Genomic DNA, 25,193 nt, shown 5'->3' with positions numbered 1-25,193 from the left:
ATCATGGTTTCAGCGACTCTTTTGCACGCAACCTGGTGCTTAATCCAAGAACGTAGGTTTTGAAAGGTAGTCGTCGTATCGGAGGCTTCGATAAAATGATCCATCCTCCCATGGTGGCTTGACGAGCGAAGGAGCCCTGAGCCAGTCAAGTTCGCCAGCCGATACCGCTTCAGCATGCGCGAGAACTCGATACGTTGAAATAACCTTGAATCGTTCCGTCATTGCGACGGTAATATCTGAGTGCCACGTCCGCTCAATTGAAGCAGAGCGCACTTTGAGCTGTGCGATCAGTTCATCACGCCCCCCAGCATCCAAGCACTCCGTTAGATAGCCTATTACGAAAAAATCAAGGGAACTCGACACAACTCTAAACAAACTCTCGGATCCCTCTGCACATCCAAAATCCCATTTCTCCCATTTATTGAATGCTGTGCGCCATAACCTCTGTCGCTCTCTTAGATCGGCTTTCTGCCGAAAAGTGGCTAACGCAATAATTACCGACTCTCTGTCAGAATCTAGTGCGCTTATCGAGATGGAGTTTACATATTCGTCGAGTGCTTTACCTGAGGCGCGGGAGAGAGAATTACCAAGTGCATCTTGAATCTGAGGATAGCGTGCGGGAGATTCATTTAGAACAGCCAGCCATCGTGACCACTCATTCGGATTCCTTGATGCTTCAGACAACAGCGTCTCCCACTCTCCAGCATAGAATGCTGCGTCGTGCGCAGCATGCCTCACGGAGTTGTGAAAAGCCCAGAACTTAAGCGTCCAATTCTTGCTTTCCAAGGCAAATCGCAAAGACCATTCGATAGGTGCGTGACGAACGAATGAGGCGACTTCAAATAAATCGTGCTCATTTTCAATAAGAGATTGCAGAAGTGACCTATCATACCTGTATAGCGCAGCCGAGGCCTGCAATTTGATCGGCGATCTGTAGTCCATCCAAAAGTGATCCAACACCCACTCTAAGGATTTCCAATTCTTGGATGTGACATTGGCGACGACTAATTTTATCTGATCCGCATTTAAGTGGGCTCTTGCAAGGATTTCTTCACTATTTACGTGGCGCTCCCTCATCAGATTGGCTAAGGTTGATAACAGTCGCTCTGATATGGTGGGGGCCACTTTGTAAACCTCGCCCCATAGTTGATCCTTGAAATCGAGTGTCGCGGCAACTGCCAGCAGTTTCGCCAACTCCGCTTCTGGTTTCTCCGAGTCGTCAATGAATTCAACGAATTGCACCACGAACCATCCAAATAAGCGGTCGAACTGTTCAAGTTCAAAATCCGTCAATTCTTCTCTGCCGTTCCATAAAAAAGGAAATTCCTCTAGGAGATTCGACAAAACCAAATCAAACGCGGGTCCGTCATGCTGCAGGAGCGAGAACCTGAGAGAGGCTGGTTCCAGAGGATGGACTGTCGCCTTTCTTTCCGCGATACCGATTAAAACTTCCTCTTGCTTCATGAGTATTTCCAAATCAGGTGTTCAGGCCTATTGCTTTGCTCCCAAAAACCTTGGAAGGCCTCGAGTACAGGCTCAGGATAGCTCACCTCCTGCACGATGCAATGCTGCGCACCGATGTGATTGATAGACGCGCCAAGCGACCAGACTCGTGTACGACCACGACCCAGTCCTGGAAAAATTAAGAATCGATCATGAAAGCTGCCCTGGATACCCCAACTCATGCGGAACTCAAGCTTCATGCATGGGGGGCCATCGAACGCATCGTCCAACGTATTCCGCTGAGTCTCTATCCATTGCTCACGGTCTGTCGCATCAGCAGCATCGGCGCTATCGATATCGTCTACGTCGTCATTGGTGTCGCACTGACGCATTTTAGATGGCTTTGAGGATGTCAATCCCCATAGCTCAGTCCCCGCGTCGGTGCAAAACGCGAGGGTGTTAAGAACATCATTTGCCGACAAATACGGATCCCATAGGTAAACAGCACCGTGGCTAACAGAACGAATGAGCACGCGGAGATCCTCCAATGCACGTCGCCGCTCATCCTGCTGCCTGGCGCTATCATGGCCGTACTGCAAGAACTTCCGAGACACCACCAACTGATTCATTCTAGCCTTGAGCTCTCTTCGCGCTCTCCAATCGACGTCCTCGGGGCGTCGTGGCTGGCGATGGTGCCGCCACCCTCCTGAAGGCTCCATCAGAGCGATCTCGTGTATCTCGGCGTCGCCCCCTGGGCCAATCGCTTTGAATCGCCGTGGTTCCGCCACCCCGCTGCTAGTGTGAGATTCGAAGCGCCACTTTCCACCATGTACTTGAAGTGTAGCCGTCGCAGCGAGAAGTAGATTGTTCTCTATATCCCAGACCGACATCTGTAGATCGCCGGATGTTTCAGGTATGTCGAAGGCCCAGGCCCCCTCTTGCAAATCAAAACGAGAGAAGCAAGAAATCAGCCCATCTTGTTCGACGCGGTACTCCGCAAGTACCGGCCGTGCCTTAATTTCCGGATTCCAAGCCAGGCGTAGTTCAACTGGCTTACCTGGGCGGCGACGAAAATTCACAACTAGTGCATTGGCAGGAATCTGAAACAACACATCACCGATGCGATCAGGGACACGCGCCAAGTTCAGTGGCAACATCGTCATGAGCCATTCTGACAATTCCCCAAAAGCAGCATCTTTCCGAGCCAGGTCTCTTAATGTCGACTTTTCGTCGTCTTTGAGCTCAATCACATACGAACCTGACCAAAAGTTGTTCTTGAGAACCGCGTTGAGGGGAACGTCTGTGTGTGAGTCGGGCGGACAAAACGCCGCTGGCCTAGCTACTAAGTTCCCAACTTCGAGGGGGGGCTGACCCGGCGGTGTCCAAGTACCAATTCGGCCATAGCATTCGAGACTCTCGAGAAGCTCACTGATGCCTACAGGACGCTTGGTAACTCGAAAACTCCATCCATCAAAGCCTTTGAGTTTTTTGGATTTTTTGTCGAGAAAAATTGACCTCGACGTGGATGGCATTTCGCCGTGCTCCGCGACGTAAATGGAAAAGACGTTGCGTGTAGGCCTATTTCCCGCAGAATCGACATTGCCGAAGGCAATGACCTCAATTGCCTCGAACCACGTGTACTGTCCCAGCAGTCCTATTTCAAGAAGCTTTCTGAGTGATATCACTGCTTTGTTAATGTTATCTTGCCGCTGGATCACATCCATTTTCATCCCCGTTTGCTTCTCTCGCACATGGTGCCAATCCAATCTAATTTTTTGTTAATCGTTAACTATGCCGAAATACTGATTGAAGCATTAAAGATAGCCGCAATTCTGCGGACCCGCAACGGATGTCTCCGGCCTATCCAGCCGCACCGGCCTTAAGCGATGTGACGTAACGCAGCAGGTCTTCAGTGCGTCCCTCCGATATCAGCTCTTCGGCAGTCTTGTAGCCAAAGGTCGGCAGCGGTTCATTGCGATACCAAAACAGCGTGCTCCATATATCTCCGGAGATGTCGGTTGCAGCTCGGATGACACGCAGCGCGTCTCGAAGATACTTTTGCACGCTTTCGGCGCCGGGAAGACGACTAATGGTATTGCGATGGACATGGGCCAGCCGTGCGAGTGTCTGCATATCGATATGCAGGGCGGCCGCGAAGCGTCGCGCCGAGACGATTGGCGCAGCGCTCTCCGAGTCCTTCAAAGACGCCAGGAAGTGATCGAAATCGAGGGGTGGAGTTGAATCTCGGGCCAGACCACGGTTCATGGAGGCTTTCTCGGAGCACACTATGTGCACATTTATAGCACAAGAAGTGCCGGCATCGCTGGCCGCTGAAACGATCATCCATTGCGCTGCTGGTCGCCGAGTATCGTCGAGTCGCCGAGGCACGGGCGTGACATTTCGAAGGACAACTTTTCTGAGAATTTCCGGGGCGGCGGACATCTTTTTTGATACAAGAAGCATCCTGTGTTCTCAAAAAAGATGTCCAAGTCCTTGATCTGTCTAGGGGCCCAAAGACACCTTTTCTGCGAGCCCACACTGGTGTTGTCTCTCAGAAAAGATGTCCGCAGTCTCAATAAGTTGTCTTTGAATAATTGGCTACCTGCCACGTGCAAGGGATGTGATCCATATCGGTGGGCAGAAAATGATCGGAGAATATTTGGCGATGGTGGTATATGACGCAATGTTTGATCGACGTTGTCACATCGGAGGCGCTCATCCGCCATTCAACGTGCGATTTCGCCCGCGCACAAAGCATCGTCGATCGCAACCGTCAAGCAGCGCATGGCAGCGATCTGTCACATGTTCGACGGGCTCGTCACCGGCCAAGATGGACCGTACATTCCGCCGCGCCGGTGAAGGGCCCGACCTACACCACAAAGCAGGGCAAGATGCCAGTGCTCGACGCGACTGAAGCGGAGTAACTGCTCGACAGTATCGATGTGAGGATGCCGGTCGGGCTGCGTGACCGCGCACGGATCGCGTTGATGGTGTTTTCGTTCACGCAGATCGGCGCAGCGCTCACGATGCGGGTCGACGACGTCTATGTGCAACAGCGCTGGCTGTAGGTGCATCTGTACGAAAAACGCGGCAAGGCGCTCACGATGTCGTGTCATCACACGCTCGAAGCGTACATGCATGCATACCTCGAGGGCATTGGCCTGGCTGCTGAGCCGAAGCTCGACCTGATCCTGCAACGCACGGCCGCGCTCGGCATGCGCGGCAAGGTCACGATCAGCCACGGCTTCTGCCTCGGCGACCTCGCCGAACGCGAGCGCGACGCGCTGCTCGCGCGGATGGCCGAGCTGCGCGTCGCGATCGTCACGACCGCGCCGGCCGCGGTGCCGGTGCCGTCGGTCGCCGCGTGCCGCGCGGCGGGCGTGACGGTCATCGGCGGCAACGACGGCGTGCGCGATACGTGGACGCCGTTCGGTTCGCCCGACATGCTGGAGCGCGCGATGCTGATCGCGATGCGCGACGATTTCCGACGCGACGACGCGCTCGAAGTCGCGCTCGACTGCGTGACCCACGGCGGCGCGCGCGGCTGCGGCTTCGTCGACTACGGCCTGGAGGCCGGCAAGCGCGCCGACGTCGTGCTCGTCGATGTGGCGACGTTCGCGGAAGCCGTAGTCGCGCGGCCGCTGCGGCGGCTCGTCGTGTCGTCGGGGAAGATCGTTGCGCGCGACGGCGTGCTGCTCTGAGCGCAATGCCGCCGCACGCGCTTAGTGCTGCTCGTGCTCGAGCATCGTCGCCAGCGCTTTCGTCAGTTCATTGACCACCGGATCGGCGGTCGGCCGGTGCAGGATCGCGATGTCCATGTTCTCGATCGGCGCGAAGCCCTGCGTCGCGGTCAACACGACGTGCTCGTCGGTGACCGCGCGCGCGGGCAGCACGCTGATGCCGAGGCCGTCCGCGACGGCCGCCTGGATGCCGCTCAGGCTCGACGTCGTGAACGCGATGCGCCAGCGCCGGCCGCGCGCCTCGATCGCCTCGATCATGTCGTCGCGATAAAGCCCGCGCGGCGGAAACGCGACGATCGGCAGCGGATCGAGATCGATCGACGGATGCCGCGCGCTGTCGATCCAGCGCAGCTTCTCGGGCCAGCGCACGACCGCCTCGCGGCTGCCGCGCCGCTGCTTGATCAGCACCAGGTCGAGCTCGCCGCGATCGTACGCGGCGCTGACGTCGCGGCTCAGCCCGCACGTGACTTCCAGCTTCACCTGCGGATGATCGCGCTTGAACGCCGCGAGCGCGTGCGTCGTGCGGCCCGCCGCGAAATCGTCGGGCACGCCGAGCCGGATCGTCAGCGCGACGGTGGCGCCCGTCAGCGCTTCGAGCATCTCGTCGTTCAACGCGAGCATGCGGCGCGCGTAGCTCAGCACGGTCACGCCCGCGTCGGTCGGCCGGACGTCGCGCGTGCCGCGGTCGAGCAGCCGGTGTCCGGCGATCTCCTCGAGCCGCCGCACCTTCTGGCTGACGGTCGACTGCGTCGAATGCAGCCGTGCGGAGGCCGTCGTGAAACTGCCGCAATCCGCGACCATCACGAGCGCGCGCAGCAGGTCGAGGTCGAACAGGGGTCTATTCATTTCCGCACTTGTTTGGATCGCCGCATTTCATTTTCAACTATCGGTGGGCGATTTTTAACATGGCCGGTGCGTGTCGGCAACCGCGATTGATGTGGAGGCTGCACGCCATTACGCACTTCAACGCAGCGCTGGCGCGTGCGCTGGATGAGCGCGCTCTGCGGCCGCCCCTGGCGGAAGCGCGCGGTGCGTCGATGTAGCGGGATACGACGGATCGGTCGACACTGAACGCCCCGGAAACCGCGCGTTAGCGGCCAGGCATAAGTTGCTCGGCGCGGTGACCGCTTCAGGTCTGGTGTCGGCCGGCGCCCGGCTTGAAGCGCGAGCCGAGCCGGTAACGATTGCCCGGATGCACGAAGTGCACGAACGTGACGGGTAAGCCGTTCGTCCAGGTGCGACGCGTGAGCGTCAGGCACGGCTCGTCGGCGGGCATGTCGAGCAGCCGTGCCTGCTCGCCGGTCGGCAGCGACGCGTCGACGACGTGCTCGATTTCGAGTTCGTGGTGCGACACGTTGTTGAACAGGTATTCGGACGGCGGCTCGACTTCGAAATCCTGATCGATGAAACCGGGCGCGGCGGCCGGATTGACGTAGCGGTCCTCGAGCTGGATCGGGCGGCCGTTCTCCTCGTGCACGCACACCACGTGAAAGACCGGCGTGTTGACGTCGAGCCCGAACGCGGCGGCCACGTCGAACGACGCGGGCTCGCGCGCGCGGCTCAGTACGCGACAGCGGTATTCGTGGCCGCGCGCGCGAATCTCGTCGCGGATGTGCGCGATCATCAGCAGGTTCGACTGCGGCTTCGCTTCGGCGACGAAGGTGCCGACGCCGGAGATCCGCTCGAGCACGCCTTCCTCGGTCAGCTCGCGCAGCGCGCGATTGACCGTCATGCGCGCGACGCCGAAGCGCGCGGCGAGATCGAGCTCGGATGGAATGCGCTCGCCCGTGCGCCATTCGCCCGACGCGACGTTCCGGCGAACGAGTGTCTTGATCTGCTGGAACGGTGCGGTGGCCTTCGTGACCATCGGTGGATCCTCGCGCGTAGAAGTGACGACGCTAGCCGTCGTGACTGACGATGACCAGGATCTCCGCCTGCGGGGTGCCGACGCTGCGCGTGCGGTGCGGGATCAGTGCGTTGAAATAGACTGAATCGCCGGTCGCGAGTTGCACCGTCTCGTTGGGAAATTCGATCTCGACGCGCCCCTTGTGGACGAACGGGAATTCCCTGCGTTCGTGCTCGCGAAACGTCGACGCCACGAATTCGTGCAGCGGCGGTACGACGAACGGCAGCGTCTTCTTCGGCGCGAGGCCGGCGGCGATGCTTTCGAAGTGATGCGCGTCGCGGTCGGCCGCCGCGCCCATTGCCGTGCGCTCACCGGCGCGTGACGGTGATCGGCTCAGCCGGCAGGCAGGTTGCGGACGTCGGCCGTCGGCTCGGCGCCGAACGCGTCGCTGAGCGCGTAGCCGATCAGGTGTCGCGCGGCCTCGTCGGGCGTAGACAGCGCGCCGCTCGCTTTCAGCGCGTCGAATTTTTCTCGCATCGGGAAGTTGGCTTCGCTGGTCGAGCGGATCGTTGCCTGCATGCCGGTGTCGACGACACCCGGCGCGACGCTGCAGATCCGCAGCGCGCGGTTCGCGTCGAGCGCGACGGCGCGCGCGTGGTGATCGAGCGCGGCCTTCGTCGCGCAGTAGACGCTCCAGCCCGCGTATGCGTTGCGGGCGGCGCCGCTCGACACGTGCAGCACGCGGCATTCGGTCGGCGCCGCTGCGGCTTGCACGAGCGCGGCCGACAGCATCAGCGGGGCGGCGACGTTCAGCGCGACCGCGCGCGCGACCAGCGCCGGGTCTTGCGCGGCCAGCGGGCCGATCGGATCGACGACGCCTGCGTTGTTGAACAGCAGGACGAGCGATGCGCCGTCGACGAAGCTGCGCAGCGCGCCGCCGGCGAGCCAGGCCGCCACGGCCGCGGTGTCGGACAGGTCGAGCTCGGTCTCGACAAGGCGATCGCCGGCTGTTGCGGCGAGCGACGGATGCCGGCTGCGCGATACGCCGAGCACGGCGATGTCCTGCTGCAGCAATTGTTCGGCGAGCCATGCGCCGAGGCCGCGCGTATGTCCGGTGACGATGGCGCGCACGCGAGGTGCGCAAGCGGTTGCATTCATGGGGGTGAGCGAGTGTGCGGATGAGGGAGCGAACAGGGGCGCGAACGTGCGAAGCGGAGGCGCGGCGGCACGGCAGGCGATGCGCCGATGCGCCGGCGCGAATGCGCGAGCGGATCGCGCAGCGTCGCGACGCGTGACGCGTATCGTAGCGCCGGCGTGCGCGACGCGCAAACGGGCAAACGCACCGACGCACGAACGCACGAACGCACGAACGCGCCAATGCGCCAGAACCTGTCCGCATTTTTGTGGGCGAGGCGGTTGAACAGCGCGTTATCCGCGCGCCTGCGTGAATCGCTCGCCAAACAGGATAGCAAACTGGTTCATCGCTGATTTCCAGTCGAAGGCGGCCCGCACGGTCTTGGCCAGCACGTTGCGCAGCGCCAGCCAGAGCAGCTTGATCGCGGCCTCGTCATTCGGGAAGTGACCACGAGTCTTGATGATCTTGCGCAACTGCATGTTCAGACTTTCAATGGCGTTCGTAACCGGCATGATATAGCCGGTGCCTCGCGTTCCCGCGCCGAGCGGTTTGAGCGTATGGTGTGACCATCCGGGACATGGGGCACTGGGGAGCACTTCGGGTGGGCAGGCCGTTCCTATACGATGAGCCGCGAGCTCGTGTTAGTAGTTGGCCGCCCCTGCGACCCGCCCGGTTGCGCTGCGAGCGCGAATCCGTAGTTGTCGTGCTGTCCCACCGGCTCCCAACAGTGATCTGAAACGGGAGACGGTTATGCGAATCGTAGGGTTAGATGTGTCGCGCTCCGTGGCCGAGATCGCGTACCTGGAGGATGGCACGCTGCATGCAGGCGGCCGCACCGGGTTGCGACGCGATGAACTGGAGCGCTTTGCGGCAAAGCTGCGTGCCACCGATCATGTGGTACTCGAAGCGACCGGCAATACCACTGCCATCGTCAACGTCTTGCGCGCGCATGTCGCGCGTGTGGCGATTGCCAATCCGCTGCAAGTTAGGCTGATCGCGGAGGCTCGCGTCAAGACGGACAAGATCGATGCAGCCAGCTGTATGCGAGCGGTTTTCTGCCGGAAGTATGGATGCCGGACGAGCACACGCTGGCGTTGCGTCGACAGATCGCGCGCCGCTCACAGCTGGTGCGGCAACGTACACGGCTGAAGAACGAGATTCACGCAGTCCTGATTGCACACCTGATCGAGCGGTGTCCCGCCACCGATCTTTTTGGCAAGAAGGGGCGTGCGTGGCTCGGTGTTCAACCGCTGCCACTGGATGAACGACTGGGTGTTGAGCAGCGACTGCGCGAACTGGACCGCCTCGGCGACGATCTGCGCGAGGTGGAGCAAGCGCTCGCGCAAGCGACCATCGACGATGCGCGATTGCGCGTGATGCTAACGATCACTGGCGTGAACACCACAGTGGCGATCGGACTGCTATCGGCCATCGGCGACATCGCGCGGTTTCCGAATCCGGAGAAGTTGGTGAGCTACTTCGGTCTCAATCCATCAGTCTATCAATCCGGTCCGGCACCGGCCAGGCATGGTCACATCACCAAGCGCGGGCGCTCTTATGCACGGGCGATGCTGGTCGAAGCCGCTTGGGGTGCAACGCAAGCGCCCGGGCCGCTGCGCGCCTTCTTCCTGCGCGTGCGCGATCGCCGCGGCCAGCAAATTGCCGCCGTCGCGACTGCTCGCAAACTCGCAGTAATCGTATGGTATGTGCTGACACGCGGTGAACCGTTCGCGTGGGATCGCCCGGCGTTGACTGCGCACAAACTGCGTGCGCTGGAACTGCAGGCTGGAATGCCGGCGCAGCATGGCCCGCGCAAAGGTTCGGCTGCGGCCTACAGTCTGAAGAGTGTGCGTCAGCAAGAGCGAGCCGTGGCCGAGCAGTCTGAGCGAACCTATCAGAGACTGTTTAACCGGTGGAAACAGTCGCGCCCCAAATCAGACAGCGCGCCGATACGGTGGCCGCAGGCGCGAACATAGCGAACGAGCGAAGCGCGGTGCGGGACTTGTGCATTTCATCCGTTGTGTAGACAACTCGTCGAATCTCCGGCGGAAACACGAAGAACGGTATGACGTGCTCCCATGCACGCTGCCACGACTGCACGATGGTCGGGTACTTCGCGCCCCAAGGGCCGTCAGCGAAGTCTTGCAGTGCCTGCCTTGCCGCCTCCTCGCTGGCGGCCGCGTAGACCGGGCGCAGCGCTGCGGCGAGCGCCTTACGGTCCTTGTAGCTGGCGTATTCGAGATTGTTGCGGATCAGATGCACGATGCAGGTCTGAACGGTCGTGCGGGGATAGGCTGCGCTGATGGCCTCGGCCAGCCCCTTCAGGCCATCGACGACGGCGATCAGGATGTCCTGACAGCCACGCGTCTTGAGTTCGTTGAACACCTTGAGCCAGAACTTGGCGCCCTCGGTCTGCTCGATCCAGAGGCCCAGCACGTCGCGCTGGCCGTCGGCCTGGATGCCCAGGGCCAGATAGACGGCTTTGTTGCTGACCACACCATCGTCACGGATCTTGACCCGCAGGGCATCGAAGAACACCACCGGATACATCGTTTCGAGCGGGCGGCTCTGCCAAGTCAGCGCTTCGGCCATCACCTCGTCGGTGACCGAGCTGATGAAATCGGGAGATACCTCGGTGCCGTAACTCTCGGCCAGAAAGGCCTGAATCTCGCGCACACTCATGCCGCGAGCGTACATCGCGATGATGCGTTCGTCGAAGCCGGTGAAGCGGCGCTCGTGCTTGGGAATCAGGATCGGCTCGAAGCTGCCGTCGCGATCGCGGGGGACTTCGACCCGAACCGGGCCACGATCGGTGATGACCGTCTTGCCGCTGGCGCCATTGCGCTCGTTGGCCTGACCGGGCGGCTTGGACTGGCCTGGTCGGTAGCCCAAATGCAGATTCATCTCGGCGCCCATCGCGCGCTCGATGACTGCCTTGTTGAACGCCAGCATCAGGTCCTGAACCTCGGCCGGCGTCATCGGCCCCTTGACCAACTGGTCCAGCAGTTCCTTGGGCAGTTCAGGCAGCGGCCCGCGGGCCGCTGCCTGACGCGCTACAGTTTGCCTTTTCTTCTTCATTGGCATATCCATGACTTTTACACCTCATGATATGCCCCGCCCACGAAATCACGGATAGGTCCATGCGCCAATGCGCCAATGCGCCAACGCCAACGCCAACGCCAACGCCAACGCGCAAAGGCGCCAACGCGCAAAGGCGCCAACGCGCAAAGGCGCAAAGGCGCAAAGGCGCAAAGGCGCAAAGGCGCAAAGGCGCAAAGGCGCAAAGGCGCAAAGGCGAAGACGCCGGAGTGCAGAGACGCAGAGACGCCAGGGCACAAGGGCACAAGGGCACGGCGCCGCCCGCAGCCCGAATCCACAGCAACGAACATCCCACCATCCCCCACCCGCCATACCGCCCTCCCGCCCCCGCTGCGGCAAGTCGGCGCGCCGTGCCCCGCACGCGCGCCGCGCGTCACCGCGCGAGCTATCATATGGCTCGCCCGTCCGCGCCGCCGGACCGGCGAGCCACCGATTCCCTTCACCCGCTGCACGTTGCGACGCCATCATGAACACCACGCCGGACCTGCCCACGCCCCGCGCCCTGCGCGAACTCACGCCTCTCGAAGCCCGCATTCTCGGGGTGCTCGTGGAGAAGCAGCACACGGTGCCGGACACCTATCCGCTGTCGCTGAACGCGCTGACCGCCGGCTGCAACCAGAAAACCGCGCGCTCGCCGGTGATGAGCGTCAGCGAGGACGAGGTCACGGCCGCGCTCGACGGGCTCAAGCACCTGAGCCTCGTGATGGAGGGCAGCAGCAGCCGCGTGCCGCGTTTCGAGCACAACATGAACCGCGTGCTCGGGATCCCGAGCCAGGCGATCGCGCTGCTGACGATCCTGCTGCTGCGCGGTCCGCAGACGGCCGCCGAGCTGCGCCTGAACAGCGCGCGCCTGCACGGCTTCGCCGACATCTCGTCGGTCGAGGCATTCCTCGACGAGCTCGTGGCGCGCGCACAGCCGCTCGTCGTGCGGCTGCCGCGCGCGCCCGGTGCGCGCGAGAACCGCTGGATGCACCTGATGTGCGGCGACGTGAACCTCGCCGACTTCGCCGGTTCGGACGCGGGCGGCGGCGCGGATTCCGTTCCGCCGTCCGAGTTCGAGGCGCTGAAGGCCGAGCAGAAGCGGCTCGCCGATGAAGTGGCGCGCTTGAATGCGCTGGTTCAGCGCATGGCGACCGAGCTCGGCATCGACGTCGACGCGCCGGGCGACGCCGGCTGACCATCACGCGTCGGCCGCGCGCGCAGCATGCCGATGCGCGCGGATGCGCGCCCGGCGCGCAGCCGCGTCAACCGCCGGCGTCGCGTATCGTGCATCGCGCACGCGTCGCCGAGGCTGGGCGGCAATGCATAGACGGCCTTGCTCGAATGCCATAATCGCGCTTGCCCATCATTTCGGATGTACCGCGGAGAATTTCCATGCATAACCTCGACAATCCCTCCCACGATCGCGAGGTAGGCAGCGCCGACGCGACGCAAGACACGACCCGCATCGACGACGTCCGCATCGGCGCCGTGCGCCCGCTGATCTCGCCCGCGCTGCTGCAGGACGAGCTGCCGGTGCCGGCCGGCACGCAGACGCTCGTCGAGGACACGCGGCGCGCGATCGGCGACATCCTGCACGGCCGCGACGACCGGCTGCTGGTCGTCGTCGGCCCGTGCTCGATCCACGACCACGACCAGGCGCTCGAGTACGCGCGCCGCCTGAAGGCCGCCGCCGACGCGCTGCAGGACGATCTGCTGATCACGATGCGCGTGTACTTCGAGAAGCCGCGCACGACGGTCGGCTGGAAGGGCTACATCAACGATCCGCGTCTGGACGGCAGCTTCCGCATCAACGAAGGGCTGCGCGCGGCACGACAGCTGCTGCTCGACATCAACGCGCTCGGCCTGCCGGCGTCGACCGAATTCCTCGACCTGCTGAGCCCGCAGTACATCGCGGATCTGATCGCGTGGGGCGCCATCGGCGCGCGCACCACCGAGAGCCAGAGCCATCGTCAGCTCGCATCGGGCCTGAGCTGCCCGATCGGCTTCAAGAACGGCACCGACGGCGGCGTGCAGGTCGCGGCCGATGCGATCGTCGCGGCGCGCGCGAGCCATGCGTTCATGGGAATGACGAAGATGGGCATGGCCGCGATCTTCGAGACGCGCGGCAACGACGACGCGCACGTGATCCTGCGCGGCGGCAAGAATGGTCCGAACTACGACGCCGAGCACGTCGAAGCGAGCTGCGCGGTGCTGCGCAAGAGCGGGTTGCGCGAGCAGGTGATGGTCGATTGCTCGCATGCGAACTCGAACAAGTCGCACGAGCGGCAGATCGACGTCGCGCAGGATCTCGCGCGCCAGCTGTCGCAGGGCGAGCAGCGCATCATCGGCGTGATGGTGGAGAGCCATCTCGAGGCCGGCCGTCAGGATCTGAAGCCGGGCGTGCCGCTGAAGTACGGCGTGTCGATCACCGATGCATGTCTGAGCTGGTCGCAGACGGAGCCGGTGCTCGACGTGCTCGCGCAAGCCGTGCGGCAGCGCCGGGGCGCGTCGCGCAACGCGTGACCTGTCCGTATCGGACCGCGGCGAAGTTCGGCCGCAGCCCGAGGACGTCCGGCGCGCACGAGGAATCGGCGTTTCGCAAGCCCGGCGTCCGCAGCGACGCCGAGCCGTTCGCATCGCGGCAAGCGCATCGACGAAGGCCGCGTCGCGCAAATTCGACGCTGCAGCAGCGATTCCGCCACGCCGCCGCGCACGATCTTTTGATCTTCATCGAGCGCGATGCGCATCGGCGTCGCACGCTCAACGCACGATCGGGCGAATGCCGCTACCATGAACGCGTGTTGCACGCTGCGGGCCGGTCATGCCGGCTCGTCATGCACACCCGCGGCGGCGGCGAGTGTGGCCGTCACGCGTCCGACGAAGCGCGCGGTATTCACCGATCGGCCGTTATCCCGCGTCGCTTTGCTCCCGGAATCAACAACAACCGAACCGGAGTGCAATACGCATGAAGTTCTATAAAACCCTCATCGCAGCAACCGTCCTCGCGTCCAGCGTCAGCGCGCACGCGCAGATCGCCGGCTCGCAGCCGCTCAGCGTCACCGTCGAGCAATCGCAGGCGCTGCTCGAAGGCTGGAGCGTGAAGAAAAGCGTGCTCGGCAAGACCGTGTACAACGACGCGAACCAGAAGGTCGGCACGGTGCGCGACCTGATCGTCGCACCGGACGGCTCGGTGTCGGCGGCGATCGTGTCGGCCGGCGGCTTCCTCGGCGTTGCCGCGCATGACGTCGCGGTGCCGATCGCATCGCTCGACGTGCGCAACGGCAACATCTATCTGCCGGGCGCGACGAAGGCCGCGCTGAAGGCCACGCCGGCATTCCAGTACACGAAGGTGCCGTCGCCGCCGAAGCCGCGCAAGGTCGACGAGAAGCACTGACCCTCCGCGCCCGGTACGCAACGTGCCGGGCCGGGCCGAGCGCGCGCGATGTCGCCGCGCGCGTCGGCCCAGCGCCCATCCGCTGGCATCTACGTAATTCTACGTAGCGCTGCATACGTAGTTGTGCGCTTGTACGCCTCCCCCTTGCACGGAATACTACCGACCACCGCCGCACAACAGTGCGCGGCGACGCATCGACGTCACGCGGGTTCGGTCACACCTCTCGCCGAATCCACTTAAAACCACATAGGAGACGAGGAACCGCCATGAATCGGGCTTCCAGTACCTTGCTATGGACCGCGGTCGCGCTGCTCGGCGCCTTCGCGTTCGGCACGATCGCACTTGCGCACGGCGAACGCGTCAGCGCGCTGTGGATCGTGATCGCAGCAGTCTGTGTCTATCTGATCGCATATCGCTTCTACAGCCGTTTCATCGCCAGCAAGGTGATGCAGCTCGACGGGCTGCGGATGACGCCGGCCGTCAAATACAACGACGGCCTCGACTACGTACCGACCAACAAATACGTGCTGTTCGGCCATCACTTCGCCGCGATCGCCGGCGCCGGGCCGCTCGTCGGCCCGGTGCTCGCCGCGCAGATGGGCTACACGCCGGGGATGCTGTGGATCCTGGGCGGCGTCGTGTTCGCCGGCGCGGTGCAGGACTTCATCGTGCTGTTCATCTCGACGCGTCGCGACGGCCGCTCGCTCGGCGACCTCGTCAAGATGGAGCTCGGCACGGTGCCCGGCGTGATCGCGCTGTTCGGCGCGTTCCTGATCATGGTGATCATCCTCGCGGTGCTCGCGCTGATCGTCGTGAAGGCGCTGACGAATTCGCCGTGGGGCACGTTCACCGTCGCCGCGACGATTCCGATCGCGCTGTTCATGGGCATCTACACGCGCTACATCCGCCCGGGCCGCATCGGCGAAGTGTCGATCATCGGCTTCGTGCTGCTGATGGCGTCGATCGCGTTCGGTCAGGCCGTGCACGATTCGCCGACGCTCGCCGCATGGTTCACGTTCAGCGGCACGCAGCTCACCTGGATCCTGATCGGCTACGGCTTCATCGCGTCGGTGCTGCCGGTGTGGCTGCTGCTCGCGCCGCGCGACTACCTGTCGACGTTCCTGAAGATCGGCACGATCCTCGGCCTCGCGATCGGCATTCTGGTCGTCGCGCCGGAACTGAAGATGCCCGCGCTGACGAAGTTCGTCGACGGCACCGGCCCCGTCTGGTCGGGCAACCTGTTCCCGTTCCTGTTCATCACGATCGCGTGCGGCGCGGTGTCGGGCTTCCACGCGCTGATCTCATCGGGCACGACGCCGAAGCTGATCGACAACGAAACCAACGCGCGCTTCATCGGCTATGGCGCGATGCTGATGGAATCGTTCGTCGCGATCATGGCGCTGGTCGCCGCATGCGTGATCGAGCCGGGCGTCTACTTCGCGATGAACGCGCCGGCGGCCGTGCTCGGCTCGACGCCGGAAGCGGTTGCCAACACCGTCACGCAATGGGGCTTCGTGCTGACGCCTGACATGCTCACGCAGACGGCGAAGGCCGTCGGCGAAACGACGATCATCGCCCGCGCGGGCGGCGCACCGACGCTGGCCGTCGGCATGGCGCACATCCTGCATCAGGTGATCGGCGGCGAAGCGATGATGGCGTTCTGGTATCACTTCGCGATCCTGTTCGAGGCGCTGTTCATCCTGACGGCCGTCGATGCAGGCACGCGCGCCGGCCGCTTCATGCTGCAGGATCTGCTCGGCACGTTCCACCCGGCGCTCAAGCGCACGGAATCGCTGCCGGCGAACCTGGTCGCCACCGCGCTGTGCGTGGCCGCGTGGGGCTACTTCCTGTATCAGGGCGTGGTCGATCCGCTCGGCGGCATCAACACGCTGTGGCCGCTGTTCGGCATCTCGAACCAGATGCTCGCCGCGATCGCGCTGGTGCTCGGCACCGTCGTGCTGTTCAAGATGAAGCGTGAGCGCTACGCATGGGTGACGATCGTGCCGACCGCATGGCTGCTGATCTGCACGCTCACGGCCGGCTGGCAGAAGATCTTCGACGCGAACCCGAAGGTCAGCTTCCTCGCGCATGCGGCCAAGCTGCAGGCGTCGGTGGACCAGGGCAAGGTGCTCGCGCCGGCGAAGTCGCTCGCGCAGATGAAGCGGATCATCTTCAACGACTACGTCGATGCGGCGCTGGCCGGGCTGTTCATCTTCGTCGTCGTGGCGATCGCGGTGTACGGGCTGCTCGCCGTGCTGCGCGCGCGCCGCGAGGCGAAGCCGAGCGTGCGCGAGACGCCGTACGAGCCGATGCCGGCCGCGCAGGCGCTCGGCAGCGGACGCTGACGGGAGGCCGCGATGTTCACCGATCTCGGCAGCGACCTGCGCAGCGCGGGCCGTTACCTCGGGCAGGCGTTGCGGCTGATGGTCGGGCTGCCCGACTACGACACCTACGTCGCGCACATGCGCGACACCCATCCGGACCGCGAGCCGATGACCTACGAGGAATTCTTCCGCGAGCGTCAGAACGCGCGATACGGGTCCGGGGCAGGGAAGTGTTGCTGAACCGGGCCGGCGCAGCCGGCCGGTAGCGGTCCGTCGACGGATCCGAAAGCGCCGCGAAGCGATTCGCGGCGCTTTTTCTTTGTGCGGACGGCGCGCGCGTACCGCGTCGTTTGACCGCGTTCGGCGTCGCGCGTGCAGCCGGCCGGTATCATAGGGCTCCGCCTTTTCCGATGAATCCGCGCAGGAGAATCCGTCGTGCATGCCGGTGAGCGTTTCAACAGTATTTCCCATCTCGTCGGCGCGGTGCTGTCGATCGCAGGGCTCGTCGCACTGGTGACGATGGGCGCGCTCGACCACGACCCGTACAAGATCGTGAGCTTCAGCGTGTACGGCGCGATGCTGATCCTGCTCTACGCGATTTCGACGCTGTACCACAGCGTACGCAAGCCGCGGCTCAAGGCGATCCTGCAGAAGTGCGATCACGCGGCCATCTACCTGCTGATCGCGGGCAGCTACACGCCGTTCACGCTCGTCACGCTGCGCGGCCCGTGGGGCTGGTCGCTGTTCGGCGTGAGCTGGGGGCTCGCCGCCTTCGGCATCGCGCAGGAACTGACGCTGGGGCGGCGCACGCGCATCGTCTCGATGGTGCTGTACGTGCTGATGGGCTGGCTCGCGCTCGTCGCGATCCGTCCGCTCGTGCATGCGCTGCCGCCGGTGGGCACCGTGTGGCTCGTGGCCGGCGGCATCATCTACAGCGTGGGCATCTACTTCTTCATCAACGACGAGCGCATTCGTCACGGGCACGGCATCTGGCATCTGTTCGTGCTGGCCGGCAGCCTGTGCCAGTTCGTCAGCGTCGCGATGTATGTCGCGTGAGCGCGACCGGGACGGCGTGCGTCACGCGCGCCCGTCCGCCGGCGCCGCGCTGCGCAGCGCGTTGAACCCGGCCCAGCCCCAGTAGACGCGATGATGCGCGATCAGCTCGTCGCGCAGGTCCATCACTTCGACGAGATCGACCTGATCGCCGTCCGGCGTGGCGCGCGGATATTCCCAGATCAGTTGGCGTCCGTTCGAAAAGAACTGGCCCGTGCGGTACCAGCGTCCAAGCCGGCTTCGCGGATCGCGCAGGCCGGCCGCGAAGAATGCGGCGATCGCCGTCTTGCCGTGGAGCACGCCTGACCCGTGCTCGGGCAGCGTGACGACGATCAGCGGCGTTTCGAGTATCGCGTCGGGCGCATACAGCGCCATCAGCGCGTCGAGGTCGCGCGCGACGACGGCGGCGTGCCAGTCGTGATGGATGCGCTGCGCGTGGGTATCGGTATCGGTCATCGCGGGCTGCTTCAGGTGTGGATAACGACGCGACTGTACCGATCCGCCGCCGCCGGATGTTTCACCGCGAGCCGAAACGTCGATGCGCCGCGCTCAGCCGGCCAGCGCTTCGAGGTTCAGCGAATGCGAGTGGCCGATCCACACCGCGCTGTCGCGATGGTCGCGCAGTTCGTCGTCGGTGTTCGGGTGTAGCAGGATGTCGAGCTTGCCGTGATTGAGCACGAGCCACGGCACGACCTCGTCGAAGCGCGCGGCACCGAACGCGATCTGGTACGACCACGCGGGATGCGGGCCGACGAGACGTTCATGAAAGCGGCCGAGCTCGACGCTCGCGCCGAACCGCTCGTCGATGACGGCGCGCAGCGCCCACGCGGCGTCGCGGTTCGCGGCGTCGAAGTAGACGTGGGCATGCCAGCTGACGATGGCGGCGGGGTCGATGATGGCCATGGTAGTGCTCGGGAAATGAATGCGCGCAGAGGTTGCGGGATGCGACCGGTGCGCAATTATCGCGCGACCTCGACGCGCGGGTATCGTCACCGCGCGCCGATTCGGCCCGGAAGATTGTCGCGCATCAGACGCGGCGCGTTCGCTCGCTGAGGCGTTGCGCGGGCGTGCCGGTGCATCCGGCATCGCGCCGCCGCATACCGCACCGGCCCACCGGCGGAGGCAATCTCCACCGCAATAGATCGTTTCGGAAACTGCAAGAGCGCTCTGCGCGCCGGTTCGCAGTTCCGCGAAGACGCGATCATGTCATTGAACGCATTAAGGAAATGAGGGCCGGGCGGCAGCGGTAAGCGGCGTGGCGCGCGCTTCGATTTCGCCGCCGAAAATGTCCATTGCGAAATCGGCTATTCAAGCGCACGGCCGTGCGCAATACGATTATCGGGCCGCATCGACACCGATGATCGATGCGTACGCAACCATCTGGAGGCCAATATGCGATCCCTCGTTTCCCTTGCTGCTCTGTCCGTCACGCTTGCCGCGGTGCCGGCCGCGAGCTTTGCTCAATCCGTCAACACCGCGTGGCAGCCGAACGTCGTGCCGCTGACGTGGTCTGCGGCGCGTGCCGAGACCGACGTGCAATTGCAGCAGATGGCGCGCGCTGGCTTTTCGGCAACGATGGCCGGCAACCAGAACTATCCGCAGGCGATGCAGCGCGCGCTCGAACGCGTGAAGAACCCGGTGCCCGACCGCTCGCGCGAAGAGAAGATGGCGATGGAAGCGCGCGCCGCCAGCGCCGCGCGCAGCGGCCATCCGGTGCAGGCGTTCTTCGTGAAGACCGCGTACTACCTGAAGGGCGAGAACACGTTCTGACGCGCGCGGTGCGCGGTGTGCGGCGAGCGCTCAGCACCCACCGCCATTCAGTGGCCCGCCGTGCGCCGCGGCGCACGGGCCGGCGCTGCCGCCAGCGTGATGTGCCGCAGCGGCGTGTCGCCGCAGCGAGCATGCAAAAAAACGAGGGCGCCCCGGAGCAATCCGGGGCGCCCTCGTCGTGCGGGCGATGCGGGCCGGGCCCGCGTCGTTGCGAGCCGCTCGTCAGGCCGCCGTTGCCGGCTTCGCCGGCTTCTGCAGCTTACCCTTGCCGGCGCGCTGGATTTCCTCGAGCTTGATCTCGACGTGGCGCGAGAACACGTACTCGGCCGGGCGCTGCTTCGCGATCGAGATGTCCGGCGCGAACGGGCCGTCCGTCTTGATGCCCTTCTGGCTGACGCGCAGCGCCTTCAGCGGATGCGCGATCGTGTCCATCACGGCGGTCGCTTCGAAGCCGCAGTGGACCATGCAGTCCGCGCACTTCTCGTAGTTGCCGACGCCGTAGTTGTCCCAGTTGGTGTCTTCCATCAGTTCCTTGAAGGTCTTCACGTAACCTTCGCCGACCAGATAGCACGGCTTCTGCCAGCCGAACACGGTACGCGCCGGGTTGCCCCACGGCGTGCACTTGTACGTCTGGTTGCCGGCCAGGAAGTCGAGGAACAGCGACGACTGGCTGAACGACCAGCGCTTGCCGCCTTCGCCGCGCTTCAGGATTTCGCGGAACAGGTTCTTCGTCTTGTCGCGGTTCAGGAAGTGCTGCTGATCCGGCGCGCGCTCGTATGCGTAGCCCGGCGACACGGTGATGCCGTCGACGCCGATCGGCCCCAGCGTATCGAAGAACTTCGCGACGCGCTCGGGGATCGCATCGTTGAACAGCGTGCAGTTGATGTTCACGCGGAAGCCGCGGCGCTTCGCTTCCTTGATCGCCGCGACCGCCTTCTCGTACACGCCGTCCTGCGACACGGAATGGTCGTGCATCTCCTTGTCGCCGTCGAGGTGGACCGACCAGACGAAGTACGGATTCGGCTGGTAGTCGTCCATCTTCTTTTCCATCAGGAGCGCGTTCGTGCACAGGTACACGAATTTCTTGCGCTTCATGATGCCCTTGACGATTTCCGGCATCTCCTTGTGGAGCAGCGGCTCGCCGCCGGCGATCGACACGATCGGCGCGCCGCATTCGTCGACGGCGTGCAGGCATTCCTCGACCGACAGACGCTGGTTCAGGATCGGGTCCGGATAGTCGATCTTGCCGCAGCCGTTACAGGCGAGGTTGCAGCGGAACAGCGGCTCGAGCATCAGCGCGAGCGGGTAGCGTTTGTTGCCGGACAGGTGTTGGCGCATGATGTATGCGCCGACGCGGACTTGCTGGAGCAGCGGAATAGACAAGAGTTGTCCTCCTTAAACTTCGCGGGCGACAGCTTGCATGAGCTTCGCCGGCAACTTGAACTCGACTTTTTCTTCACGGCCCGCCATCGTCGTGACATCGACGGGCCCCAGCGCGCGCAGCGCGCCGATCACATCCTCGACCATCTCTTCGGGCGCCGAGGCGCCGGCCGTCAGGCCGACCGTCTGCACGCCCGCGAACCATTCGGCCTTCACTTCCGAGCCGTCGGCGACCAGGTAGCTCGGCACGCCGCTTTCGGTGCCGATCTCGCGCAGCCGGTTCGAGTTCGAACTGTTCGTCGCCCCGACCACCAGCAGCACGTCGACCTGGGTGCTCAACTCGCGCACGGCGGCCTGGCGGTTCTGCGTCGCGTAGCAGATGTCGCGCGTGTCCGGGCCGACGATGTCGGTGAACCGGCGCTGCAGCGCTTCGATGATGCCGCGCGTGTCGTCGACCGACAGAGTGGTCTGCGTCACGTACGCGACCGGCGTATCGACCGGCAGCGTCAGCGTATCGACTTCGGCCTCGCTCTGCACGAGCACCACTTCGGCCGGGATCTGGCCGATCGTGCCTTCGACTTCCGGATGGCCCGCATGGCCGATCAGGATCAGACGACGGCCCGCCGCGACGTACTGGCGGCCCTGCACGTGCACCTTCGTGACGAGCGGGCAGGTGGCGTCGAGCACGTCGAGGCCGCGCGTTTCCGCGTCGCGTTCGACGGTCTGGGCGACACCATGCGCGCTGAAGATCGCCACAGCGCCGTGCGGCACCTCGTCGAGTTCCTCAACGAACCGTGCCCCTTTATTACGCAGATTTTCGACGACATGCCGGTTATGCACGATCTCGTGACGCACATAGACCGGCGCGCCGTGCTGTTGCAGCGCGCGATCGACGATCTCGATCGCACGGACAACCCCCGCGCAAAAGCCGCGGGGCTGGGCAAGGATGACTCGCATAAGTGAGCGAACTCCGACGACAGACGCCGGGGTTCGAGGAGCTGGCACAGCTCGCTCGCCCCGGCTTGATGTTATGAAGGCAGGAAACGAACCGGCCAGGCCAGGCCCCGGAACCCCGAATTAATCGCGCATTTTAACCCTATCGCGCCGTCCTTGCTCTGGTGCCGTGTCGGCCGTGTTGCATCGGCCGCGAAGCCGCGTCGGCACTCGCGCGCGCGGAACCCGGTAAACTGCGCGGTTTCGCGGGCGGCCTGTCGGGCAGCCCGCCGTCGCGCTCATTTCAAGGCCATTCGATGACCGTCGATTCTCTTGCATATTGCCCTGCCGCCGGTGCGGTCATGGGTCGTTCAAATCCCGCCCCGGCTGCGCCCGGTCGGGCCGGCATGGCGGCCCGCCGCCCGGGCCTGCCGCAGGAGGCCCGCCGATGATGCTTGCAATTGCCTTTCTGGTGTCCGCGCTGTCGCTGGTGATCTGGCTCGTGCTGCTGGTCGCGCGCGGCGGCTTCTGGCGCGCGCGGCCCGCGCGGGTGCTGCCGCCCGAGGCGCGCGGCGCGGCCGCGGCCGCCGGCTGGCCGGCCGTCGTCGCGGTGGTGCCGGCGCGCAACGAGGCCGACGTGATCGCGCAGGCGGCGACGTCGCTGCTCGAGCAGGATTACCCGGGCGAGTTCCATCTGATCATCGTCGACGACCACAGCGACGACGGCACCGCCGACGCCGCCCGCGCCGCCGCGCCGGCGATCAACCGCGCGGAGCGCTTGACGGTGTTGAGCGCCAAGCCGCTGCCGTCCGGCTGGTCGGGCAAGGTTTGGGCGCAGTCGCAGGGCATCGCCGCGGTGCGCACGCTGGGCCTGCCGGCCGACTATCTGCTGCTGACGGACGCCGACATCGGCCATCCGCGCGACGCGGTCGCGCAGCTCGTCACGCGTGCGCAGGCCGAGCAGCGCGATCTGGTGTCGCTGATGGTGCGGCTGCGTTGCGATTCGTTCTGGGAGAAGGCGCTGATCCCGGCGTTCGTGTTCTTCTTCGCGAAGCTCTATCCGTTCTCGTGGATCAACGATCCGCGCAACCGGACGGCCGGTGCCGCGGGCGGCTGCATGCTGGTCAAGCGCAGCGCGCTGGAGGAGGCGGGCGGCATCGAATCGATCCGCGGCGCGCTGATCGACGACTGCAGCCTCGCCGCGCAGATCAAGCATCGCGGCAGCGGCCGGCATCTGATCCGGCTCGATCTGGCCGAGCGCAGCGTGTCGCTGCGCCCGTACGACAGCTGGCGCGACATCTGGAACATGATCGCGCGCACGGCGTTCACGCAGCTCCACTATTCGCCGCTGCTGCTCGCGGGCACGCTGCTCGGGATGACGATCATCTACCTCGTGCCGCCCGTGGTCGCGCTCGCATACGGTGCGCGCGCGTGGCCGGCATGGCTCGCGTGGGCGTCGATGTGCACCGCGTATGCGCCGATGCTGCGCTACTACCGGCGCTCGCCGCTGTGGGCGCCCGCGCTGCCGCTGGTCGCGCTGTTCTACGTCGGTGCGACGTTCGCATCCGCATGGCGTTACTGGCGCGGCAAGGGCGGGCAGTGGAAGGCGCGCGTGCAGGCGCCGGTGGAGCGCTGAACGGCGCCCGCGCACGCCGGCCGGTCGCCGGTTCGTCGCACAGCAAAAAGCCCGATCGGCGTGCAGCCGATCGGGCTTTGTCGTTTGGCGCGAAGGGATTTGGCGCGGCCGCGCCCGCTTACCGCTGGGTCAGCAGCATGTACATCTGGATCACGACGTCCGGCGAGAACGTGAACGGCACCCAGCCGTAGCCGGTGTGGCGCGTGACCAGCAGGCGGTCGCCGTTCGACTGCTTCTGCACGACCATCATCGGATTCTTGGTCGTCACGAAGCGCCAGCCGGCCGGGATGCCCGCCGGCGGTTCCGGCTGCATCGACGCACGCGCGTGCGCCAGCTCCTCGATCAGCTGGCCGACCTGCTCCGGGTGCAGCGTGATCGACTGGCCGTTGACGGTCAACGTCAGCTCGTTCTGCGACGGGCGCGCGACGTGCAGCGTCGCCTTGTCCGCAGGAGGGTTTGCTGCATCGGCGGCCGGCTCGCCGACCGCTTCGGCGGCATCGGGCTGCGCGGCCGGCTCGGTTGCCGCTGCCGTCGCTGCCGCCGTCGCGGCGTCCTTCACGACGGCTTCGACCAGCGCTTCGGCCTCGGCCACCGCCTTCGCGTGCCGCTCGGCGGCCGCTTCGGCCTGCGCGATCGCGTCGGCGTGGCGCTGCTTGACCGCTTCGGCTTCCGCAATCGCATCCGCGTGGCGTTGCGCGGTGGCTTCGGCTTGCGCGATGGCTTCGGTGTGACGCTGCGTGATCGCGTCGGCCTGCGCGGCTGCCTCGGTGTGGTGCCGGGCGGCGGCTTCCGCTTGCGCGATCGCCTCGGTATGACGTCGCGCGAGCGCCTCGGCCTCGGCGATCGCGGCCGCGTGACGCTGCGTCGCCGCTTCGGCTTCGGCGGTCGCGTCCGCATGGCGCTTCGCGGCGGCTTCGGCCTCCGCGGCGGCGAGCGCGTGGCGCTGGGCGGCCGCGTCGGCTTCGGTCGCGGCTGCGTGGTGACGTTGCGCGGCCGCCTCGGCTTCGGCGATCGCGGCGGCATGGCGTTGCGACGCGGCTTCGGCGTCCGCGTGGCGCTGGGCGAGCGCTTCGGTCAGCGCGGTGGCTTCGGCGTGCCGCTGGACCGCCGCGTCGGCTTGCGCGGCGGCTTCGGTGTGACGCACGGCGGCGGCTTCCGCCGCTTCGGTGGCGGCCGCGTGGCGCTGCTGTGCGGCTTGCGCATCGGCGGCGGCCGTCGTGTGGCGCTGCGCGGCGGCCTGGGCTTCCGCTTCCGCGGCGGCGTGACGTGCGGCCGCGGCCTGCGCCTCGGCCGCCGCGGCGCGCGCGAACGCTTCGGCGCTGCGTGCCGCCTGCTGCGCGGCGTGGTGATCGTGGAGGAGCCGATCGACGCCGGCGTTCAGCGAATCGATCTGATCGTTCAGGTTCATGCGTGTCTTCTCTGCGTAAGACCCGCGATTTTAACCGCTGCGCCGGTGCC

The 25,193-nt window shown here is 64.7% G+C and carries 20 protein-coding genes and 5 pseudogenes; 11 read left to right on the top strand and 14 right to left on the bottom strand.

What is annotated here, in order from left to right; translation table 11 throughout:
- Nucleotides 1–39: 39 nt before the first annotated feature.
- From MYA_RS31205 to MYA_RS29920, 3 genes are all read right to left on the bottom strand, one after another.
- Entirely contained in the window at nucleotides 40–1,464 is a 1,425-nt protein-coding gene (locus MYA_RS31205; RefSeq protein ID WP_148278572.1) for a hypothetical protein, read from the bottom strand.
- The gene (locus MYA_RS31200) at nucleotides 1,461–3,173 is read right to left on the bottom strand and encodes a VPA1262 family N-terminal domain-containing protein (protein ID WP_148278571.1); all 1,713 of its coding nucleotides are present in this window, start codon (nucleotides 3,171–3,173) and stop codon (nucleotides 1,461–1,463) included. Before MYA_RS31200 ends, MYA_RS31205 begins: the two co-directional genes overlap by 4 nt.
- A gap of 130 nt (nucleotides 3,174–3,303) precedes the next feature.
- A complete protein-coding gene (locus tag MYA_RS29920; RefSeq protein WP_083854895.1) occupies nucleotides 3,304–3,708 on the bottom strand; it encodes a DUF2384 domain-containing protein in 405 nt (134 codons plus the stop codon).
- Between the two features lie 914 nt (nucleotides 3,709–4,622).
- On the opposite strand from MYA_RS29920, the pseudogene MYA_RS16280 reads away from it, so the two are divergent.
- A pseudogene (locus MYA_RS16280) lies at nucleotides 4,623–5,144 on the top strand (amidohydrolase family protein); the annotation flags it as partial.
- Nucleotides 5,145–5,165: 21 nt separating this feature from the next.
- On the opposite strand, the gene MYA_RS16275 reads toward MYA_RS16280, so the two are convergent.
- The 5 genes and pseudogenes from MYA_RS16275 to MYA_RS16255 all read right to left on the bottom strand — a co-directional run.
- On the bottom strand, nucleotides 5,166–6,029 hold the full coding sequence (locus MYA_RS16275; protein WP_011881077.1) for a LysR substrate-binding domain-containing protein: 864 nt from the start codon (nucleotides 6,027–6,029) through the stop codon (nucleotides 5,166–5,168).
- Nucleotides 6,030–6,312: 283 nt separating this feature from the next.
- Nucleotides 6,313–7,050 carry a histidine utilization repressor gene (gene hutC, locus MYA_RS16270; protein ID WP_011881076.1) on the bottom strand — a complete coding sequence of 246 codons (738 nt, stop codon included), beginning with the start codon at nucleotides 7,048–7,050 and terminating at the stop codon, nucleotides 6,313–6,315.
- 31 nt (nucleotides 7,051–7,081) lie between these two features.
- Nucleotides 7,082–7,411, bottom strand: a pseudogene (locus MYA_RS16265) (cupin domain-containing protein); the annotation flags it as partial.
- Between the two features lie 11 nt (nucleotides 7,412–7,422).
- Entirely contained in the window at nucleotides 7,423–8,187 is a 765-nt protein-coding gene (locus MYA_RS16260) for an SDR family oxidoreductase (protein ID WP_041494019.1), read from the bottom strand.
- Nucleotides 8,188–8,457: 270 nt separating this feature from the next.
- Nucleotides 8,458–8,679 (bottom strand): annotated as a pseudogene (locus MYA_RS16255) (transposase); the annotation flags it as partial.
- Nucleotides 8,680–8,914: 235 nt separating this feature from the next.
- Here MYA_RS16255 and MYA_RS29910 point away from each other — a divergent pair.
- Nucleotides 8,915–10,140 (top strand): annotated as a pseudogene (locus MYA_RS29910) (IS110 family transposase).
- Nucleotides 10,141–10,147: 7 nt separating this feature from the next.
- Here the strand turns inward: MYA_RS29910 and MYA_RS16240 are convergent.
- Nucleotides 10,148–11,248 (bottom strand): annotated as a pseudogene (locus MYA_RS16240) (IS256 family transposase); the annotation flags it as partial.
- Between the two features lie 481 nt (nucleotides 11,249–11,729).
- Here MYA_RS16240 and MYA_RS16230 point away from each other — a divergent pair.
- The 7 genes from MYA_RS16230 (at nucleotide 11,730) to trhA (ending at nucleotide 18,019) form a co-directional block, all read left to right on the top strand.
- Complete coding sequence (locus MYA_RS16230; protein ID WP_041494015.1) at nucleotides 11,730–12,440, top strand: YceH family protein; 711 nt, start codon at nucleotides 11,730–11,732, stop codon at nucleotides 12,438–12,440.
- 197 nt (nucleotides 12,441–12,637) lie between these two features.
- Nucleotides 12,638–13,768 carry a 3-deoxy-7-phosphoheptulonate synthase gene (locus MYA_RS16220; RefSeq protein ID WP_011881071.1) on the top strand — a complete coding sequence of 377 codons (1,131 nt, stop codon included), beginning with the start codon at nucleotides 12,638–12,640 and terminating at the stop codon, nucleotides 13,766–13,768.
- Nucleotides 13,765–14,214, top strand: coding sequence for a hypothetical protein (locus MYA_RS32425; protein WP_014724188.1), 450 nt, complete (start codon nucleotides 13,765–13,767; stop codon nucleotides 14,212–14,214). Before MYA_RS16220 ends, MYA_RS32425 begins: the two co-directional genes overlap by 4 nt.
- Complete coding sequence (locus MYA_RS16210; protein WP_011881069.1) at nucleotides 14,211–14,639, top strand: PRC-barrel domain-containing protein; 429 nt, start codon at nucleotides 14,211–14,213, stop codon at nucleotides 14,637–14,639. Before MYA_RS32425 ends, MYA_RS16210 begins: the two co-directional genes overlap by 4 nt.
- A gap of 266 nt (nucleotides 14,640–14,905) precedes the next feature.
- A complete protein-coding gene (locus MYA_RS16205) occupies nucleotides 14,906–16,984 on the top strand; it encodes a carbon starvation CstA family protein (protein ID WP_011881068.1) in 2,079 nt (692 codons plus the stop codon).
- A gap of 12 nt (nucleotides 16,985–16,996) precedes the next feature.
- A complete protein-coding gene (locus tag MYA_RS16200; protein ID WP_011881067.1) occupies nucleotides 16,997–17,203 on the top strand; it encodes a YbdD/YjiX family protein in 207 nt (68 codons plus the stop codon).
- 195 nt (nucleotides 17,204–17,398) lie between these two features.
- The gene (trhA, locus tag MYA_RS16195; RefSeq protein ID WP_011881066.1) at nucleotides 17,399–18,019 is read left to right on the top strand and encodes a PAQR family membrane homeostasis protein TrhA; all 621 of its coding nucleotides are present in this window, start codon (nucleotides 17,399–17,401) and stop codon (nucleotides 18,017–18,019) included.
- Between the two features lie 21 nt (nucleotides 18,020–18,040).
- Here trhA and MYA_RS16190 read toward each other — a convergent pair whose 3' ends face one another.
- Together MYA_RS16190 and MYA_RS16185 are read right to left on the bottom strand one after the other, a co-directional pair.
- Nucleotides 18,041–18,472: a nuclear transport factor 2 family protein gene (locus MYA_RS16190; protein WP_011881065.1), complete on the bottom strand. Its 432-nt coding sequence runs from the start codon at nucleotides 18,470–18,472 to the stop codon at nucleotides 18,041–18,043.
- Between the two features lie 93 nt (nucleotides 18,473–18,565).
- On the bottom strand, nucleotides 18,566–18,919 hold the full coding sequence (locus MYA_RS16185; RefSeq protein ID WP_014724186.1) for a DOPA 4,5-dioxygenase family protein: 354 nt from the start codon (nucleotides 18,917–18,919) through the stop codon (nucleotides 18,566–18,568).
- A 489-nt stretch (nucleotides 18,920–19,408) separates the two neighbouring features.
- Between MYA_RS16185 and MYA_RS16180 the strand changes: the two genes are divergently transcribed.
- Nucleotides 19,409–19,786, top strand: coding sequence for a hypothetical protein (locus MYA_RS16180; RefSeq protein ID WP_011881063.1), 378 nt, complete (start codon nucleotides 19,409–19,411; stop codon nucleotides 19,784–19,786).
- A gap of 222 nt (nucleotides 19,787–20,008) precedes the next feature.
- Here MYA_RS16180 and hpnH read toward each other — a convergent pair whose 3' ends face one another.
- The gene (gene hpnH, locus MYA_RS16175) at nucleotides 20,009–21,169 is read right to left on the bottom strand and encodes an adenosyl-hopene transferase HpnH (RefSeq protein ID WP_011881062.1); all 1,161 of its coding nucleotides are present in this window, start codon (nucleotides 21,167–21,169) and stop codon (nucleotides 20,009–20,011) included.
- A 12-nt stretch (nucleotides 21,170–21,181) separates the two neighbouring features.
- Complete coding sequence (gene ispH, locus MYA_RS16170; RefSeq protein WP_011881061.1) at nucleotides 21,182–22,123, bottom strand: 4-hydroxy-3-methylbut-2-enyl diphosphate reductase; 942 nt, start codon at nucleotides 22,121–22,123, stop codon at nucleotides 21,182–21,184.
- A gap of 424 nt (nucleotides 22,124–22,547) precedes the next feature.
- On the opposite strand from ispH, the gene MYA_RS16165 reads away from it, so the two are divergent.
- Entirely contained in the window at nucleotides 22,548–23,735 is a 1,188-nt protein-coding gene (locus MYA_RS16165) for a glycosyltransferase (RefSeq protein ID WP_014724185.1), read from the top strand.
- 118 nt (nucleotides 23,736–23,853) lie between these two features.
- Here MYA_RS16165 and MYA_RS16160 read toward each other — a convergent pair whose 3' ends face one another.
- Nucleotides 23,854–25,143, bottom strand: coding sequence for a hypothetical protein (locus MYA_RS16160; RefSeq protein WP_014724184.1), 1,290 nt, complete (start codon nucleotides 25,141–25,143; stop codon nucleotides 23,854–23,856).
- Between the last annotated feature and the right edge of the window lie 50 nt (nucleotides 25,144–25,193).

The sequence above is a fragment of the Burkholderia sp. KJ006 genome (assembly GCF_000262695.1).
In the GTDB taxonomy this organism is placed as follows: Bacteria; Pseudomonadota; Gammaproteobacteria; order Burkholderiales; family Burkholderiaceae; genus Burkholderia; species Burkholderia vietnamiensis.
This window is presented reverse-complemented; position numbering and strand designations above follow the sequence as displayed.